The 16840-nt window shown below is 33.9% G+C and carries 16 protein-coding genes and 2 pseudogenes; 16 read left to right on the plus strand and 2 right to left on the minus strand.

Annotated features, from left to right (window positions below):
* Positions 1-8 precede the first annotated feature (8 nt).
* The 6 genes from ACFO3N_RS11505 to ACFO3N_RS11530 all read left to right on the plus strand — a co-directional run bounded on the left by ACFO3N_RS11505 (position 9) and on the right by ACFO3N_RS11530 (position 6210).
* Positions 9-959 (plus strand): D-2-hydroxyacid dehydrogenase, encoded by a 951-nt coding sequence (locus tag ACFO3N_RS11505; RefSeq protein ID WP_379797852.1) that lies wholly within the window; start codon positions 9-11, stop codon positions 957-959.
* Positions 960-1054: 95 nt separating this feature from the next.
* The gene (locus ACFO3N_RS11510) at positions 1055-1435 is read left to right on the plus strand and encodes a hypothetical protein (protein WP_379797854.1); all 381 of its coding nucleotides are present in this window, start codon (positions 1055-1057) and stop codon (positions 1433-1435) included.
* 139 nt (positions 1436-1574) lie between these two features.
* Complete coding sequence (locus ACFO3N_RS11515) at positions 1575-2138, plus strand: hypothetical protein (RefSeq protein WP_379797856.1); 564 nt, start codon at positions 1575-1577, stop codon at positions 2136-2138.
* 163 nt (positions 2139-2301) lie between these two features.
* On the plus strand, positions 2302-2742 hold the full coding sequence (locus tag ACFO3N_RS11520) for a DUF6146 family protein (protein WP_379797858.1): 441 nt from the start codon (positions 2302-2304) through the stop codon (positions 2740-2742).
* A 31-nt stretch (positions 2743-2773) separates the two neighbouring features.
* Positions 2774-3076: a DUF6787 family protein gene (locus ACFO3N_RS11525; protein ID WP_095931741.1), complete on the plus strand. Its 303-nt coding sequence runs from the start codon at positions 2774-2776 to the stop codon at positions 3074-3076.
* A 353-nt stretch (positions 3077-3429) separates the two neighbouring features.
* On the plus strand, positions 3430-6210 hold the full coding sequence (locus ACFO3N_RS11530; protein WP_379797860.1) for a T9SS type A sorting domain-containing protein: 2781 nt from the start codon (positions 3430-3432) through the stop codon (positions 6208-6210).
* A 46-nt stretch (positions 6211-6256) separates the two neighbouring features.
* Here the strand turns inward: ACFO3N_RS11530 and ACFO3N_RS11535 are convergent, their stop codons facing one another.
* Positions 6257-6541 carry a hypothetical protein gene (locus ACFO3N_RS11535; protein WP_095931743.1) on the minus strand — a complete coding sequence of 95 codons (285 nt, stop codon included), beginning with the start codon at positions 6539-6541 and terminating at the stop codon, positions 6257-6259.
* Positions 6542-6785: 244 nt separating this feature from the next.
* Between ACFO3N_RS11535 and ACFO3N_RS11540 the strand changes: the two are divergent.
* The 4 genes and pseudogenes from ACFO3N_RS11540 to ACFO3N_RS11555 all read left to right on the plus strand — a co-directional run.
* Positions 6786-6998, plus strand: a pseudogene (locus ACFO3N_RS11540) (ATP-binding cassette domain-containing protein); the annotation flags it as partial.
* A 216-nt stretch (positions 6999-7214) separates the two neighbouring features.
* A pseudogene (locus tag ACFO3N_RS11545) lies at positions 7215-7664 on the plus strand (ABC transporter ATP-binding protein); the annotation flags it as partial.
* A 120-nt stretch (positions 7665-7784) separates the two neighbouring features.
* On the plus strand, positions 7785-8549 hold the full coding sequence (locus ACFO3N_RS11550; RefSeq protein WP_379797862.1) for a TIGR02757 family protein: 765 nt from the start codon (positions 7785-7787) through the stop codon (positions 8547-8549).
* A gap of 180 nt (positions 8550-8729) precedes the next feature.
* Positions 8730-10076: a DEAD/DEAH box helicase gene (locus ACFO3N_RS11555; protein ID WP_379797864.1), complete on the plus strand. Its 1347-nt coding sequence runs from the start codon at positions 8730-8732 to the stop codon at positions 10074-10076.
* A gap of 124 nt (positions 10077-10200) precedes the next feature.
* On the opposite strand, the gene ACFO3N_RS11560 is transcribed toward ACFO3N_RS11555, so the two are convergent.
* Positions 10201-11313: a lactonase family protein gene (locus ACFO3N_RS11560; RefSeq protein WP_379797866.1), complete on the minus strand. Its 1113-nt coding sequence runs from the start codon at positions 11311-11313 to the stop codon at positions 10201-10203.
* A 230-nt stretch (positions 11314-11543) separates the two neighbouring features.
* Here ACFO3N_RS11560 and ACFO3N_RS11565 point away from each other — a divergent pair, with 230 nt between their 5' ends.
* From ACFO3N_RS11565 to ACFO3N_RS11590, 6 genes are all read left to right on the plus strand, one after another.
* A complete protein-coding gene (locus tag ACFO3N_RS11565; protein ID WP_379797868.1) occupies positions 11544-13472 on the plus strand; it encodes a BatA domain-containing protein in 1929 nt (642 codons plus the stop codon).
* A gap of 159 nt (positions 13473-13631) precedes the next feature.
* The gene (locus ACFO3N_RS11570) at positions 13632-14882 is read left to right on the plus strand and encodes a dihydroorotase (protein WP_379797870.1); all 1251 of its coding nucleotides are present in this window, start codon (positions 13632-13634) and stop codon (positions 14880-14882) included.
* A 5-nt stretch (positions 14883-14887) separates the two neighbouring features.
* Positions 14888-15214, plus strand: a complete 327-nt coding sequence (locus ACFO3N_RS11575) for a hypothetical protein (RefSeq protein WP_250835428.1) — start codon at positions 14888-14890, stop codon at positions 15212-15214.
* A gap of 141 nt (positions 15215-15355) precedes the next feature.
* Positions 15356-16000, plus strand: a complete 645-nt coding sequence (locus ACFO3N_RS11580; RefSeq protein WP_379797872.1) for an alpha/beta hydrolase — start codon at positions 15356-15358, stop codon at positions 15998-16000.
* A 166-nt stretch (positions 16001-16166) separates the two neighbouring features.
* On the plus strand, positions 16167-16505 hold the full coding sequence (locus ACFO3N_RS11585; RefSeq protein WP_379797874.1) for a type II toxin-antitoxin system RelE/ParE family toxin: 339 nt from the start codon (positions 16167-16169) through the stop codon (positions 16503-16505).
* A gap of 16 nt (positions 16506-16521) precedes the next feature.
* Positions 16522-16836, plus strand: a complete 315-nt coding sequence (locus tag ACFO3N_RS11590; protein WP_379797876.1) for a helix-turn-helix transcriptional regulator — start codon at positions 16522-16524, stop codon at positions 16834-16836.
* The last annotated feature ends 4 nt before the right edge of the window (positions 16837-16840 follow it).

The raw sequence follows: 16840 nt of genomic DNA on the forward strand, positions 1-16840 counted from the left end.
TAAATACAATGAAAGTATTAGCAAATGACGGAATTTCTAAAAGCGGAATTCTAGCCTTAGAAAAAGGTGGTTTTGAAGTTATCACAACAAAAGTAGCTCAAGAACAAGTAGCTAACTATATAAATGAAAACAACATTGACGTAATTTTAGTTCGTAGTGCAACTAAAGTTCGTAAAGATATTATCGATGCTTGCCCTGGTATCAAAATCATCGGACGTGGTGGTGTTGGTATGGACAATATCGATGTGGATTATGCAAAAAGCAAAGGAATCCATGTAATTAACACTCCTGCTTCATCTTCAGAATCTGTTGCTGAATTGGTTTTTGGACACTTATTTTCTGGTGTTCGTTTTTTACATGATTCTAACAGAAATATGCCTCTTGAAGGAGATTCAAACTTTGATGGTTTGAAAAAAGCTTACGCTAACGGAACTGAATTAAGAGGAAAAACTTTAGGTATTGTTGGTATTGGTCGTATCGGACAAGCTACAGCAAAAATGGCTCTTGGTTTAGGAATGAAAGTTATCGCTGCCGACAGTTTTATCCCAGAAGTAGATGTAAAAGTTGAGTTTTTTGACGGACAATCTATCACAACTAAAATTATTTCTCAATCTTTAGAATCTTTATTTAAAGAAGCAGATTTCATTACACTACACGTTCCTGCACAAGATGGATACATCATTGGAGAGAAAGAATTTGAAATCTTGAAAGATGGTGTTGGAATTGTAAACTGTGCTCGTGGTGGTGTTATTGATGAAGTGGCGTTAGTAAAAGCTTTAGATTCAGGAAAAGTTGCTTTTGCTGGTTTAGACGTTTTCGAAAGCGAGCCAAAACCAGAAATGGCAATCTTAATGCACTCTAAAATCTCTTTGACTCCACACATCGGAGCAGCTACTGGAGAAGCGCAAGATAGAATTGGTACAGAATTGGCTTCACAAATTATTACTTTGTTGAGCTAAATAAAAATAGATTAAATTCGATTAAAGGGATTTACTACTTACCTGTAGTAAATCCCTTTCTTTTTTATACTTTCGCGGACACTTAAAGTACAACTATGAATACACATAAAAAAAGCTCTAGACGTAAATGGATCATTCGACTGATTCTAATGGCAATTGCAATTGCTTTGTTCTGCACTTCTATCTTTGGCAATATATTTTCGCTTATTATTGAAAAAGAATATTTTATACCTGAGCAGTCTTCCATTTTTACTTTTAATGAAACTATCGGCAATGAAGGCTCAAGCGATGTGTGGATATATGGAGAAGATTACAGCAACTATTACTTCAACCTGAGTACATTTGATAATGATGTGTTATTTTTCCCTAAAAAGAACATTAATAGTTGTCCTGGATTTAATCCTAAAGATGTTACAACCTGGTGCAAAGTAATACTAAGTTTTAACAATGGCTTTAATTTAAGTCTATATAAATAAGGTTTTAGCGAATTTCTTGAATTTGCCGAACCAAGTAATAAAAAAATAAAGTATCTTTAAATGGATTATTACTACATTTGTAGTAAATATCTTTCTTTTTTTCATTAATTTTGGCGTGTAATTTTAAACCTTAAATATCATGTTTGAACAATTAACCCAATTAGTACAGCAATACGGAGGCGACGCTGTGGTAAACAATAACGCTGTCCCAAACGAACATAATGAAGCCGTAATAAACGAAACAAGCAGTTCTATTTTTGAAGGATTAAAAAAGATTGTTTCCGAAGGCAATACAGATCAGATTGCCGGATTATTTAACGGAAACACACCCATTGACAGCTCAAACCCTGTTGTACAGCAAATTCAACAGCAATTAAGCGGAAGTCTTGGTCAAAAATTCGGATTAAGCAGCGCCGATTCAAGCGGAGTTGCTTCCAATTTGATTCCGCAGATTTTAGGCTCTTTAGTAAATAAAGCAAAAGATCCAAACGATAGCAGTTTTCAAATTTCTGATATTATAAATTCCATTTCAGGAAACAGCGGACAAGTTTCTGGAATAATGGATACTATTTCTAAATACGGAATGCAATTTGGCCTTGACCAAAACAACGACGGAAAAGTTGACGTTGCAGATGTATTAGTAGTTACCAAAAGCAAAGGAGGAATAGCTGGATTTATTGGAAAGCTGTTTGGAAGCAAATAGCTCTTTAGATACAAAGGTCCAAAGTAAGAGAGACTTTTAATTAAAATAAAAAAGGATTACAAAATTGTAATCCTTTTTTATTTTAATTAGCAAGAAGTTAAACCTTTGTTACTTTGAACCTTTGCCTCTCTGAACCTAAAAAAAAAAATCGTAAATTTAGGCTATGAAAAAATGCATTTCCATATTAATTGTTCTACTTACCATTGTTGCATGTTCTACAGCTTCGCAGAATATTGCCAGCACTGATACTTCATCTGCATCAAACAAAAAAGTAAACGATACTGTTAGGATTGCAAACGATTCATTAGAATATGAAGTCATTATAATCGATAACGGATTCTCAACCTGGCTTGCCTCTCGAGCCTATCCAAGAAACTATTACTCCTTACAATACCTTGAAAACAAAAACTATTTGTATGTAACAGAATGGAATAATCGTGTTCTGCAGCCACAACGTTATAGCCCAAGGTTATACGAAATGTCTATTGATTATCGTCCAGACATTCATTATGGCTACGAAGTAAATTACTTAATTTACAATTACATGATTTATTTTCAAAATACTTACAAACAAAAGCTTTGGGGCTATGTTCCCTCAAGATAATATACTATATTTGTAATCATTACAAATAGCAATGAACAGATTAAAAAAACGCTGGGGAATTACCTCAAATTTACAAGCCATAATTATATTTATCGTTTTTGCCATCACAGGATCGGCATCTGCGTGGCTTTCTAAACCTTTCTGTGTTTTGCTGGGTATTACTAAAGAAGATTTTGGTGGCTGGTTTACACTCATTCGCCTTATAATTATCTTCCCCATTTATCAAGTTTTACTAGTTGCGATTGGAACTATTTTTGGGCAATTTAAATTCTTTTGGAACTTCGAAAAGAAAATGCTTAAAAATATGGGACTAGGGTTTTTATTCAAAGAATAACTCCGCTTTTACCCACTTAATAAAAAAACCGTTCTGGTTAAGATCGTCTCTTAAGCTAAAATTTTATTTAATTTCATTTTTTAGACCGTTTACTATTTTTGAAACTGCAGTTTAATCAATCCCTGCATTTATCAAGCATTACATATTTAAAAAATTGGCATAAAAAAAATACATAACATTTTTTTTATGCCAATTTTTTATTTAATCACTACACAGAACAGGATGGTGCAGGATAGTTATATTTTAAGTAATAACAAACTTTACAATAGTTAGAAGCATTTATTAAACTTGATAATCAAACAATTAATGTTTCTAACAAAAATTATTACTTACTAACCAAACCACAATTTGACATGCTGAAAAATTACTTTAAATTCTCCGTTATCGTGGCGATGATTTGTCTCATTGCACCCGTAAACAAGGTTTTTGCTCAAAATCCGATTGTAAAAATCGACTTTGACCAATCAGGAAGACCGAAAGCCGAAGTAAATGATCCCGATTACACCGCTTGGGTAATTGCTTCTGGAAACACTAGTTCTTATACCGAGAATGGAGTTACTTTTACAATTAGTCGCGCCGGAACTAATGGAGACAACTTAGGAACCAATTGGTACAAAGCAGGAATTCAAGCCCCTTATTACGCAAGATTGGTCTGTGATGGACTTACAGTAAAAGGCACAACAGCAAATCTTGGCGCTCAAATCGAACTCAAAATAAGCGGTTTAGCCACAGGAGAACATACCTTATTAGCTTTCTTCAACAATGTAGACAGCCCAACCACAAATACCTTTAGTCCAATTGATATTTCTGTAGATGGAAATGTAGTGGTCAATAATTTAATTCCAACTGTAAGAGCAACTAAAACAGCTGACGCAGCGTCTTCTTATTTAAGATTTCAAGCTACAGCAGGAACCGATGTCGTAATTTTAATCGCTGCAGAAACTTCGGGAACAGAAAATGTTAAAAACTTCATTTTCAATGGTTTTGAATTAAACACACCCAATATTTCTCATCAAGCCATAAATCCAGATCCAAAACAAAACAACGAACATGTAGAATTAGTATCTGGCGGAAAATTGTTGCAATGGACTGCTGGGTCAGGAGCTGTTTCGCATAATGTCTATTTTGGAACAGATCCAATAGCGGTTGACAACGCAACGACAGCTTCACCAGAATATAAAGGAAATCAAACTTTAGCCAATAATTCTTATCAAGCAAACGGATTGTATACGGGAGCAACTTATTACTGGCGTATTGATGAAGTTTTATCAAATGGAATTGAAAAAGGAAATGTTTGGCGTTTTCGTCCCGCACAGCTTGCTTTTCCTGATGCTGAAGGATATGGCCGTTTTGCACGTGGAGGACGTGGCGGAAAAGTTGTTGCCGTGACTAATCTAAACGACAGCGGTCCAGGAAGTTTTCGTGAAGCCGTTACAAACGATATTGGTCCGAGAACAATTGTCTTTAATACTTCTGGTGTAATTCAATTGCAATCACGTCTGGTTTTAAGCCAGCCTTACGTAACAGTTGCCGGACAAACCGCTCCAGGAAAAGGAATCTGCATTCGTTCTGCTCCTTTTGGCGTAACAGGAAACGACGCTGTTGTACAAAATCTGCGTGTTAGAGTTGGTGCAGGACCTACTTTTGACGGAATGGGATTAACTGGCGCAGACAATAGCATTATCGACCACTGCTCTATCAGCTGGACTATTGACGAATCTTTCAGTTCTAGATCTGGAAAAAACATAACCCTACAGAGAACACTTATTTCTGAGGCTTTAAATGCAGCAAATCATCAAAATTACCCAGCAGGAACAGAACATGGATATGCTGCTACAATTGGCGGAGATATCGGGAGTTTCCATCATAATCTATTAGCCCATTGCTATGGCAGAAATTGGAGTCTTGGCGGCGGATTGGACGGAAACGGTGCTTATGCAGGAAAAATGGATATTACCAACAATGTCGTTTATAACTGGGGAGGAAGAACCACAGACGGAGGAACCAAAGAAGTTAACTTTGTAAACAACTATTACAAACCTGGCGCTGGTTCAAAAATATTTGTTGCTTTTAATCAGCAAAATGAAGGTGTTGGAACCGGAATGCAGCAATGTTATTTTAACGGAAATGTAATGCCTGGTTATTTCGACGAAACCAACCAGACTGCTGGAAGAAAAGCGTCAGGAAATACGGTCCCATATAACAACTTTGTAAATACACCTTTTTTCCCTTCTTATGTAACGACGCAATCAGCTAAAAATGCTTATAAAATTGTTCTTTCTGATGTTGGATGTACCCAGCCAGAATTTGACGAACACGACCAAAGAATTATTTCAGAGACATTAAACGGAACGTATTCTGCAGTTGGAAGCGTAACAGGCAAACCTGGATTTCCAGATAATGAAGCAGATGTTGGTGGTTTCGAAAACTATCCGACTGTAGTGAGAGATGCCAATTGGGATAGCGATCAAGATGGATTGCCAAACTGGTGGGAAAACATCATAGGAACCAATGTAAACTCTGCAATTGGGGATTTTTCAGATGCAAATGCCGATCCTAATTTAGATGGTTATACTCATTTAGACGAATATTTACAATGGATGTCACTGCCACATTACGAATCTCCAGACGGAACAAAAATTGACATTAATATTCAAAAATTGTCAAGAGGATTTACAAGTGGCGTTTCTTATGCCATTTCGAATGCACTAAACGGAAATGCAACTCTCAATTCAGATGTAGTTGCATTTACACCAACTTCAAACGGATTATGCTCTTTTGAATTTACCGTAACAGATTCTGAAGGTGGTACAATGAAAAGAAAAGTGAATATTATAAGCGGACAAAGCTTAACATTAGGAACCGAAGACATTATTAAAGAAAGCAAAAACAATGCTTTTAATGTCTGGCCAATTCCAAGTAACGGATCTTTCTCTGTTTTTATTGATAATGAAGAAGCAGAAATTTTAGATCTTAAAATCTACGATATTTCCGGAAAAGAATTAGTAAAACAAAAAATTAAAGGAGGCACACAAGAAACAATACAATTGCATTCAAAAGGTGTTTTCTTGATTAAAGTAGTAAATCCGCAGACTAAGAAAACACAATATGTAAAAAAAATAATCATTCAATAGTTAAAACTAAAGCAATTAAAAAAGACGGCCTAAAACCGTCTTTTTTTTATTTTTTCTGAAAGAAATAAGTATAAATCCAAGTCAAGGTAAATGACGGAATAACATCTGTAAAAGGCAGTATTTCCTCAAGAAAAGTCAAAACACCCGCAACCTTCCCTACTCTTCCTTTATACATTCTTGCCATAATTATTGCCGCAATGGGAGCCCAAACCACATCTGAAAACTCACCCAGAAACGGAATCGAGAAAGAAATCATACCAATTCCATCCAAAACCAGCCCTATAAGTAGTTTTGACATTCTGCTATCTTCTGCAACTTCTAAATCTTGCATAACACATTCATTTTTAAGTTAATCGAAATTAAAAATAATTCCCGAAATACTATTATCTCTTTCCTAAATTTAATTTCCATTATTCCCATATCAATTTACGTACCGATTTTAGATTTTAGATTTTCTAAAAATCGCTTCGCTCCTTTTTGGAATTTGGGATTTTGAAATTTGGAATTTGAATTTCACATATTGGAATTTGATTTTGACCATAATCTTCGTTTCTTTGTAAAAACAGTTTCACTAAATGATACACGCAAAAAACATACATAAATTTTACGACAAACTTGAAGTTTTAAAAGGAGTTGATTTACATATTAAAAAAGGCGAAATTGTTTCTATCGTTGGTGCTTCGGGTGCTGGAAAAACTACATTATTGCAAATTTTAGGAACACTAGACAAACCAGATCATAATCCCGATTCATCTTTAACCATTAATGGTAAAAATGTACTCGAGTTACAAAACATTAAAAACAATAGCTCAAATCAAGAAAAAGCATTCAAAATCATTACTTGGTTAGGTTCTTTTTATATTATTCTGCTTGCAGTGTTTTTAGTGCTTTTTAGAAATAAAATAGAGAATGATATTTTGGGTTATATCAATTGGGGAATATTACTTATGCCCATTATTTTACTATTAGGGTATTACAATCGTTATTTCAAAAAGAAAAGCAGACAAGACAAAATTTTATCCGATTTTAGAAACTTAAATCTTGGTTTCATTTTTCAATTTCATCAGCTTTTACCTGAGTTTACAGCGCTAGAAAACGTATGTATTCCAGCTCATATTGCAGGCAAAAAAACCGCTGAAACCGAAGAAGAAGCAAAAAAACTGTTGAGCTATCTTGGTCTTTCACACAGAATTAACCATAAACCTAGCGAACTTTCGGGCGGAGAACAACAGCGTGTTGCAGTTGCAAGAGCCTTAATCAATAAACCAGATGTCATTTTTGCCGATGAACCTTCTGGAAATCTAGATACACATTCTGCCGAAAACCTGCATCAGTTATTTTTTCAGCTTCGAGACGAGTTCGGACAGACTTTTGTCATTGTAACCCACAACGAAGAATTGGCCAATATGGCCGATAGAAAATTAGTAATGGTCGACGGACAAATTAGCAATTAAGTTAATTAGGAGCTATTTCCTGCTGTCCGCTATATCTTTTCCTGGCTAAAGAAGCCAGAAAAAGGATGCCGCTTCCATCAGGGCTAGGGCACTCGAACATAAAAGAATATTTCATTTAAAATGAACCAAAAAGAACTCAAAGAATTTCTAGACGAAAAAGTCTTTCAATATAACAATCAGGATTTTATAGAAAGTGATCCTGTACAGATTCCGCATCTCTTTACTCAAAAAGAAGATATCGAAATTGCGGGTTTTCTTAGCGCTTCTATTGCTTGGGGAAACCGTAAAATGATTATCAAGAATTCGCATAAAATGATGGAATTAATGGGCAACACGCCTTACGATTTCGTTATGTCACATTCTGACGAAGACTTGGCAAGACTAGAAACTTTTGTGCACAGAACTTTCAACGGACATGATTTTGCTGGCTTCATAAAAGGCTTAAAAAACATTTATCAAAACCATAATGGACTGGAAAATGTATTTGCTAAAAATCAGGAAAAAGACAGTTTGCAGAAAAGCATCAGCGAATTCAAAAAAATATTCTTCGAAACCGATCATTTGGCGAGAACTCAAAAACATATTTCAGATCCGTTAAACAATTCAGCTGCAAAAAGAATTAATATGTACCTACGCTGGATGGTTCGCCAAGATGCAAAAGGTGTCGATTTAGGAATCTGGAAAAGCATTTCACCTGCCGTTTTATCTTGTCCGCTAGACGTTCACTCGGGTAATGTTGCCCGCAAACTTGGCATTCTTTCGCGAAAGCAAAATGATGCTAAAGCTTTATTAGAATTAGATACAAAATTAAGAGAAATGGATGCACAAGATCCTGTAAAATACGACTTTGCCTTATTTGGCTTAGGTGTTTTTGAAGGATTTTAAATTGTTTAAAATCTAAAAATATACTATTGTCAGGCTGAGCGAAGTCGAAGCGCACGCTCCAATCGTAACGCTCTTCGACTTCGCTCAGAGTGACATTCAAAGTGGCAATACAGCATCAAAAATTACAAATCCCACAAAAAACCACGAATTTAACGTACATTTGCACAAAATTTAAAGCAAATGAGCACTTTCGAAAAATTTAATCTTCCAAAATCATTACAAAAAGCAGTTGACGAATTAGGATTTGTTACGCCTACTCCTATTCAAGAAAAATCTTTTTCTGTAATCATGTCTGGACGTGATATGATGGGAATTGCACAAACCGGAACCGGTAAAACATTTGCTTATTTACTACCTCTTTTAAAGCTTTATAAATTTACTCATACCAATACGCCAAAAATTGTAATTCTAGTTCCAACTCGTGAGCTAGTGGTTCAAGTAGTTGAAGAAGTAGAAAAACTGACTACCTATATGTCGGTTAAAACGTTGGGTATTTACGGAGGTGTAAACATCAATACGCAGAAAAAGGCCGTTTATGAAGGTGTTGACATTTTAGTTGGAACGCCTGGACGTACTATGGACTTAGCCCTTGATGCTGTCGTTCGTTTTGACGAAACACAAAAATTAGTTATCGACGAGTTTGACGAAATGCTGAATTTAGGTTTCAGACCACAGCTGACTTCGCTTTTTGCGATGATGAAAACCAAACGTCAGAACATTCTATTCTCTGCAACGATGACAGATGAAGTCGATGATTTATTAAATGATTATTTCGATTCTCCTGAAGAAGTTACATTGGCACCATCAGGAACTCCACTTGAAAAAATTACGCAGCTTACTTATAATGTTCCGAATTTCAATACCAAAGTAAATCTTTTAAAACATTTACTGGAAAACGATGAAAGTATGAGTCGTATTTTGGTTTTCGTAAATAATAAAAAGATTTCAGATATGCTTTTCAATCGTATTGATGAGCTTTTTGAAGGACAATTTGGTGTAATTCACTCTAACAAATCTCAAAACTACCGTTTGAGCACAATGGCCGAATTTCAAGAAGGAAATCTTCGCGGCTTAATTACAACCGACGTTATGGCAAGAGGTTTGGATATTTCTAATATCACGCACGTAATTAACTTTGAACTTCCAGAAGAGCCAGAATTGTACATGCACAGAATTGGTCGTACGGGTCGTGCAGACGCAACGGGAACTGCAATTAGTTTTGTTACTCCAAGAGAAGAAGAATTCAAAATTGAAACGGAACTTTTAATGGATCAGGAGCTTAAAATCGCTGATTTCCCTGAAGAAGTCGAAATTTCAGCAAAACTTATCGAAGCTGAAAAAGACAAATTGCCAAGAAAGTTTTTAATGAAAAAACCAAAACTAGAAGGTGATGGCGCTTTCCATGAAAAATCTAAAAAGAACCAAAAAGTAAATCTTGGTGGTCCTTCAAAAACCAAAAAGAAAACTCACGGTTCTGTTAACAGAAACATGTTGAAAACAAGAAACGAGAAGAAGAAAAAAAAATAACAAGTTATTTTTTTTAAGTTACAAAGGTTCAAAGGAACAAAGTGACAAAGCAATAAAAAAGGCTCAAAAGTATAGGACTAAACCTCTGTACCTTTGAGCCTTTGTTACTTTGAACCTTGTTGAACTATATTTTCGTGAATAGAAGTCCTACTGGCGAACATAATTGGATTCTTCTTCCAGTATCTGTCAGTTTTCCTGTTGCGATATCTCTTTTAAAAATAACGATATCATTAGTATATTGATGTCCTACTAAAAGGTAATTTCCTGTTGGATCAATCGCAAAATCTCTTGGGCCTTTTCCTAAAGTGCTTTGCTGTTCAACCAATTCTAAAGCTCCTGTTTTAAGAATTTTGTAAACTGAAATTGCATTGGCGTCTACACGATCGGTAAGATATAAAAAGTTTCCGTCTGGCGAAAGCTTAATTGCCGCTGCTCCTGTTCCTCCTTTAAAGTCTTTTGGAAGAATGCTTGTTTCTGCAACGACCTTCAGACTTCCTGTTTTATCCCAGCTTAATGTTGTCAAAGTTCCATCCAATTCCTGAACTAAATACACAAATTTTCCATCTTTACTGAAAGTCAAATGTCTAGGGCCACTTCCTGGCTTTACATCAACACTTCCTTTTAATGTCAAGATTTCGTTTTTAGCAGCTGGATTATATTTATAAATAAATACTTTATCTAAACCTAAATCGTTCGAAAGCACAAACTTTTTATCTGGAGAAAAAACAACCATATGAACATGCGCTTTTTCTTGACGCGCTGCGTTTGGTCCTTTTCCTTCATGCTGGATTAACTGCTGTACTTCAGCAATACTTCCGTCTGTGTTTTTCTTAAAAACCGCGATACTACCGCCAGAATAATTGGCTGCAATTACATGCTTATCATCATTTATTAAATGACAAGGATCTGCTCCTAAAGCATCATTTTTATTCAACAGATTGGTCTTTCCAGATGCTGAATCATATGAAAATGAACTTACTGTACTTTGTGTTCCATTTTCATTTACTGCGTAGATAAACTTGTTATCTGCAGAGACAGATAAATAACTTGGGCTTACCACATTCTCAGAAGAACTTTTTAATTTATATTCTCCCGTAGAAGCATCAAACTCATAAACATAAATACCATTGCTTTGGCAGGTATTGGTGTAAGTTCCAACTAATAAATTGAACTTATTTTGAGCTTTAACAGCTGTTATAGATAAAGCGGAAAACAAGATTAAATATATTTTTTTCATAATTTGTTTTTTTTGAATTAGCTAAAATAAACAATATATCTATTTGAAACAGTCTCTTTATTACAAGAAATTACAAAAGTTACATTTTTTTCACGTATATAAGAAGCATAAGCTTTAGACTTTACCAATAATCTCTTAAATGAACTTATATGGTTTAATAATTTTTAATTCGTATTTTTGACCAGCATCTTCGCGAAAAACAAAACGTAGTGAAGTAAATCGAAGCCAGAATGCATTTTAAACATCCCGAAATTCTATACTTTCTGTTTTTATTGATTGTTCCAATTTTGGTTCATTTATTTCAATTAAGACGATTTAAAACTTCTTTTTTCACCAATGTTCGATTCTTAAAAGAACTTGCCATTCAGACTCGAAAGAGTTCTAAAATCAAAAAACGTCTTTTATTAGCAACACGTTTATTATTGCTTACTTGCGCAATTATTGCGTTTGCACAGCCTTTTTTTGAAGCTGCCGACAGCAAAAATGCTTCAAACGAAATGTATATCGTTTTAGATAATTCGTTTAGTATGCAGGCTAAAGGTAAAAAGGGCGAATTATTAAAAAGAGCTGTTCAGGAATTACTCGAAAACACTCCAGAAAACACTCAATTTTCGCTTTTAACAAACACCGAAAACTTTTGGAATACGGATATAAAATCATCTAAAAGCGCTTTACAAAATCTAAAATACAGCGCAACTTCTTTTGATCTTTCAGCAATTACGGCTAAAATTAAAGCACATAAATCGGCGCATAAAAAAGATATTGTCATTATTACCGATGCCGTTGGTTTAAAAGAAAAAGATATTGCAACTATAGATTTTGAAGAAAAACCTTATTTCATAGTTCCAGAAGCAGAACAGAAAAACAATGTCTCTATTGACAGCGTTTACATTAATCAGACTTTAGAAAACTTCTACGAAATTGGCATTAATTTGTCTGCTTATGGCGAAGATTTTAAACCGGTTTCTACAGCCTTATACAATCAAAATAAACTGATTGCTAAAACAATTATCAATTTTGACACCAAGAAAAAGAAAATCAATTTCACCATTCCAAAAGAAGCTTTTCATGGATATGTTGCAATTGAAGATAACGGTTTAAGTTATGACAACAAATTGTTTTTCAGCATTTCTAAAAACAAAAAAACAAACGTTATAAGCATTGGTGAACCTGAAAAAAGCAATTTCTTATCGAGAATTTATACCTCGGCAGAATTCAATTACAACAATTATCCAATTGGCTCTTTAGATTATAATAGTTTAGAAAAACAAAATACGATTATTCTAAACGAATTAATTGATATTCCGCAGGCATTGCAGACGACTTTAAAAGCTTTTGTTTCTAAAGGCGGAAATTTGGTTGTAATTCCATCCGAGAAAACTTCTCTTTCGAGCTTAAATGCATTATTGGGGAATTTTGGAAAAATTCAATTCGGAAATTTAGAAACTAACAGCAAATTAATCACTAAAATTAATTTCGACCATCCTTTATTTTCGGGCGTTTTCGAAAACAAAATAACCAATTTTCAATATCCAAAAGTAAATAGTTCGTTTGCCGTTTCGAGTTCGTATCCAGCTGTACTTTCATTTGAAGACCAAACTGCTTTTGTAACTGCTGTTCAAAATCAGGTTTCTGGAATAACGGTTTTTACCGCGCCAATAAATAGTGCCAATTCCAATTTTCAGCAATCGCCTTTAATTGTTCCGTTATTTTATAAAATCGCTCAGAACAATCAGAAAACGGGCGTAAATGCTTTGACAATTGGAAACAATCAGCCTTACTTTGTAGATGTTTTATTAACTAAAGATGCAATTTTGGAAGTTAAAGGAACAGATGATTCTTTTATCCCAATTCAGCAGATTTTAAACAATAAAGTCAAATTAACATTCAATGATTTTCCTGAAACCGCTGGAAATTATAGCATTTTTGATAAAAAAGAATGGGTAGAAAATATCAGTTTTAACTACAAAAGAACAGAAAGCGATTTGAGTCAAGTAAACACGAATGTAGTTTCTGATTTCAAAACTGCCGATACCATTTCGACCATTTTTAATACACTACAAACAGAACGAACAGACAGCCAAATTTGGAAATGGTTTGTTATCTTTGCACTGTTATTTTTAGCATTAGAAATGGCAATTATAAAATTTGTGAAATGATTTTTTTACCATTAAGACATTAAGATTATTAAGTTTTTACTTTATGAACTTACTTTTTTAATGTTTAGAAAATTAAGTTCTTCTCTTTATTAACTTAATTTCTTAATGGTAGTAAATAAAAAAACATTTAATGTTTTAATAAAAATAAATATTCAAAATATGAAACTAATCATCAAAAGCGCCAAAATTATCGACTCAAAAAGTCCGTTTCACAATCAGACCGTTGATCTTTTAATTGCAGATGGTGTAATAGAAAAAATAGGCGTTTCTCTTCCAAATGACGATGCAGAAGTAGTACGATTTGATGATCTTCATGTTTCTCAAGGTTGGTTTGACAGCAGTGTCTCGCTGGGCGAGCCAGGCTACGAAGACAGAGAAACGATAGCAAACGGATTGAATGTTGCTGCCAAAAGCGGATTCACAGCAATTGCATTACAGCCCAACTCTTTACCAATTATTGACAATCAATCTCAGGTAAATTTTGTAAAAAATAAAGCAAATGGTTTTGCTACAGAAATTTTCCCAATCGGTGCTTTAACTAAAGCCAGCGAAGGAAAAGATATGGCAGAACTTTTTGATATGAAAAATTCTGGAGCAATTGCTTTTGGAGATTACAACAAAAGTATTGACAATGCTAATATCCTGAAAATAGCTTTACAATATGTTCAAGATTTCGACGGGTTGGTAATCGCTTATTCGCAAGATCCAAACATTAAAGGAAATGGTGTAGCAAACGAAGGAATTGTTTCGACAAGATTAGGTTTAAAAGGAATTCCGAATCTGGCAGAAGAACTTCAAATTTCAAGAAATTTATTTTTGTTGGAATATACGGGCGGAAAACTTCACATTCCAACTATTTCTACAGCAAAATCGGTTGAATTAATTAGAGAAGCTAAGGCAAAAGGCCTACAAGTAACTTGCAGCGCATCTGTACATCATTTGGTTTTAACGGATGAAAAACTGGACGGATTCGATACTCGATTTAAAGTAACACCACCACTAAGAACAGAAGTTGACAGACAAGCTTTGCTTAACGGAGTTGCTGACGGAACTATCGACTTGATTACTTCAGACCATAATCCGATTGATATTGAATTCAAAAAAATGGAATTTGATACAGCCAAAAACGGAACTATAGGTTTAGAAAGCGCTTTTGGAGCTTTATTGACGGTTTTACCGGTAGAAACAATTGTAGCAAAATTAACTGCAGCAAGAAGCATTTTTGGTTTGGAAAACAATACAATCGAAGAAGGTGCAAAAGCTAATATTACTTTGTTTGCAACAGAAGGAAAATCAACTTTTACGAAAGAAAACATTCTTTCAAAATCTAAAAATTCTGCTTTTTTAGGAACTGAACTTAAAGGTTCTGTGTACGGAATTTTAAATCAAAATCAACTAGTTACAAAATAATACAAATGAATAATTCAGTCGAAGAAGGAAAACCAATTGCTATAACGAGTTACATTCTAATCATTGGTGTTTTGATCGCCATGAGCATGAATTCTGAAAACAAAAATAGTTTTGCTTCTTTTCACATTCGTCAAGCTTTAGGTTTGTCTTTAACTTTTATTTCTTTAGGAGCAATCATCAGCAATTTTGATAGTTTTTTTATCACTTTCCCAATGTGGATCTGTATTTCAATTCTATGGACTTTTGGTATTTTTAATGCTATTCAAGGACAAACGAGACCTATTCCGCTAGTTGGGGAATTATTTCAGAAATGGTTTAAAAAAATTGGTTAATTTTTAAAATCCCAAGTTTTAAAAATCCAAATTCCAAAACTGGAATCTGAAATTTGGAACCTTAAAAAACTTTGTCAAAGTTTGAAACTTTGACAAAGATCAAGCTGAACACTAAAAACCTAAACACTGAACACTAAAAAAATGAATCTATCTTTAGAATATAAAATAAGAGAACCAAAAGTAATTTTAGATAAAAATCCGTTATTGCTTTTATTACACGGATACGGCAGCAATGAAGCCGATTTATTTTCTTTTGCTTCTGAACTTCCAGACAACTATTACATTATTTCTGCTAGAGCACCTTACGATTTACAATATGGCGCTTATGCTTGGTACGCGATTAATTTCGATGCCGATCAAAATAAATTTTCTGATAACGAACAAGCAAAAACTTCTCGTGATATAATTGCTAATTTCATTGACGAGTTGGTTGCCAATTACCCAATTGATGCTAATAATGTAACTTTAATCGGATTCAGTCAAGGATCTATTTTAAGTTATGCTACAGCACTTTCTTATCCAGAAAAAATTCAAAGAGTTGTGGCAATGAGTGGTTATTTTAATGAAGAAATCATCAAAGAAGGGTTTGAAAACAATGATTTCAAAAACTTAAAATTCTTCGCTTCACACGGAACTGTCGATCAAGTTATTCCTATTGAATGGGCAAGAAAAACTCCAGCAATTTTAGAGAAATTAGAGATTCCAGTTGTTTACAAAGAATATCCAGTTGGACATGGAGTAGCACCTCAGAATTTCTTTGATTTTAAGAATTGGCTAGCGTTATAATTCAAAAAAGAGAGAAAAAACATACATTCCTTCACGTCCTTTCAAATTATATATTGTACTTTAGCCTTACTAAACCTAACTTGGTTTAGTAAAAGAGAGTAAAGTAATTAAATACCCAAAAGTTTCTCCAAAAGGAAACTTTTGGGTATTTTTGTATAGCAAGAAAATGGAAAAAAATTTTGATGTAATCTTTCTAGAAGAAGTTTTTGATTTTCTAAAAAATTTAAAACCCAAACATTCAGAAAAAATAATTTATAATATTCGAAAATCGCAAACAAAAAATGATCCTGAGCTTTTTAAAAAGTTAAATGATGAAATTTGGGAATTTCGGACTTTATATCAAGGAAATCACTATCGGCTATTAGCTTTTTGGGATAAAACCAATGCACAAAACACTCTTGTAATTTCTACACATGGATTTATAAAGAAACAAGGTAAAGTACCTGATAAAGAAATATCAAGAGCGCAAAAATTGAGGTTAGAATATTTTAAAGATAAAGATTAAATTCAATTTTAAAAACATGAAAACATATACTTTAAATCAAGTAACCGATGAAATCATTGGCAAAACTGGAACTCCTGCAAGAGATCGATTTGAACATGATTTACAAATGGATTTGATTGGAAATGCGATTAAGCAAACTCGTAAAGAACGCAATTTAACTCAAGAAGAGTTAGGCAAACTTATTGGTGTTCAAAAAGCACAAATATCCAAACTTGAAAAAAATGCGGGAAATGTAACACTAGAAACTGTAATCAAAGTTTTTACAGCACTAAAAGCTACAGTCAAATTTCAAATAGAATTAAAAGACTTAACAATCAGTTTAGATAAATAAACTT

The organism is Flavobacterium chungangensis (assembly GCF_042654045.1).
Lineage (GTDB): Bacteria > Bacteroidota > Bacteroidia > Flavobacteriales > Flavobacteriaceae > Flavobacterium > Flavobacterium chungangensis.

Bases quoted from the DNA above. Each gene is read 5' to 3' on its own strand.
- ACFO3N_RS11565 (WP_379797868.1), top strand. From the start codon at position 11,544: ATGCATTTTAAACATCCCGAAATTCTATACTTTCTGTTTTTATTGATT.
- ACFO3N_RS11515 (WP_379797856.1), top strand. From the start codon at position 1,575: ATGTTTGAACAATTAACCCAATTAGTACAGCAATACGGAGGCGACGCT.
- ACFO3N_RS11575 (WP_250835428.1), top strand. From the start codon at position 14,888: ATGAATAATTCAGTCGAAGAAGGAAAACCAATTGCTATAACGAGTTAC.
- ACFO3N_RS11580 (WP_379797872.1), top strand. From the start codon at position 15,356: ATGAATCTATCTTTAGAATATAAAATAAGAGAACCAAAAGTAATTTTA.
- ACFO3N_RS11555 (WP_379797864.1), top strand. From the start codon at position 8,730: ATGAGCACTTTCGAAAAATTTAATCTTCCAAAATCATTACAAAAAGCA.
- ACFO3N_RS11505 (WP_379797852.1), top strand. From the start codon at position 9: ATGAAAGTATTAGCAAATGACGGAATTTCTAAAAGCGGAATTCTAGCC.
- ACFO3N_RS11525 (WP_095931741.1), top strand. From the start codon at position 2,774: ATGAACAGATTAAAAAAACGCTGGGGAATTACCTCAAATTTACAAGCC.
- ACFO3N_RS11590 (WP_379797876.1), top strand. From the start codon at position 16,522: ATGAAAACATATACTTTAAATCAAGTAACCGATGAAATCATTGGCAAA.
- ACFO3N_RS11560 (WP_379797866.1), bottom strand. From the start codon at position 11,313: ATGAAAAAAATATATTTAATCTTGTTTTCCGCTTTATCTATAACAGCT.
- ACFO3N_RS11570 (WP_379797870.1), top strand. From the start codon at position 13,632: ATGAAACTAATCATCAAAAGCGCCAAAATTATCGACTCAAAAAGTCCG.
- ACFO3N_RS11585 (WP_379797874.1), top strand. From the start codon at position 16,167: ATGGAAAAAAATTTTGATGTAATCTTTCTAGAAGAAGTTTTTGATTTT.
- ACFO3N_RS11530 (WP_379797860.1), top strand. From the start codon at position 3,430: ATGCTGAAAAATTACTTTAAATTCTCCGTTATCGTGGCGATGATTTGT.
- ACFO3N_RS11535 (WP_095931743.1), bottom strand. From the start codon at position 6,541: ATGCAAGATTTAGAAGTTGCAGAAGATAGCAGAATGTCAAAACTACTT.
- ACFO3N_RS11510 (WP_379797854.1), top strand. From the start codon at position 1,055: ATGAATACACATAAAAAAAGCTCTAGACGTAAATGGATCATTCGACTG.
- ACFO3N_RS11550 (WP_379797862.1), top strand. From the start codon at position 7,785: ATGAACCAAAAAGAACTCAAAGAATTTCTAGACGAAAAAGTCTTTCAA.
- ACFO3N_RS11520 (WP_379797858.1), top strand. From the start codon at position 2,302: ATGAAAAAATGCATTTCCATATTAATTGTTCTACTTACCATTGTTGCA.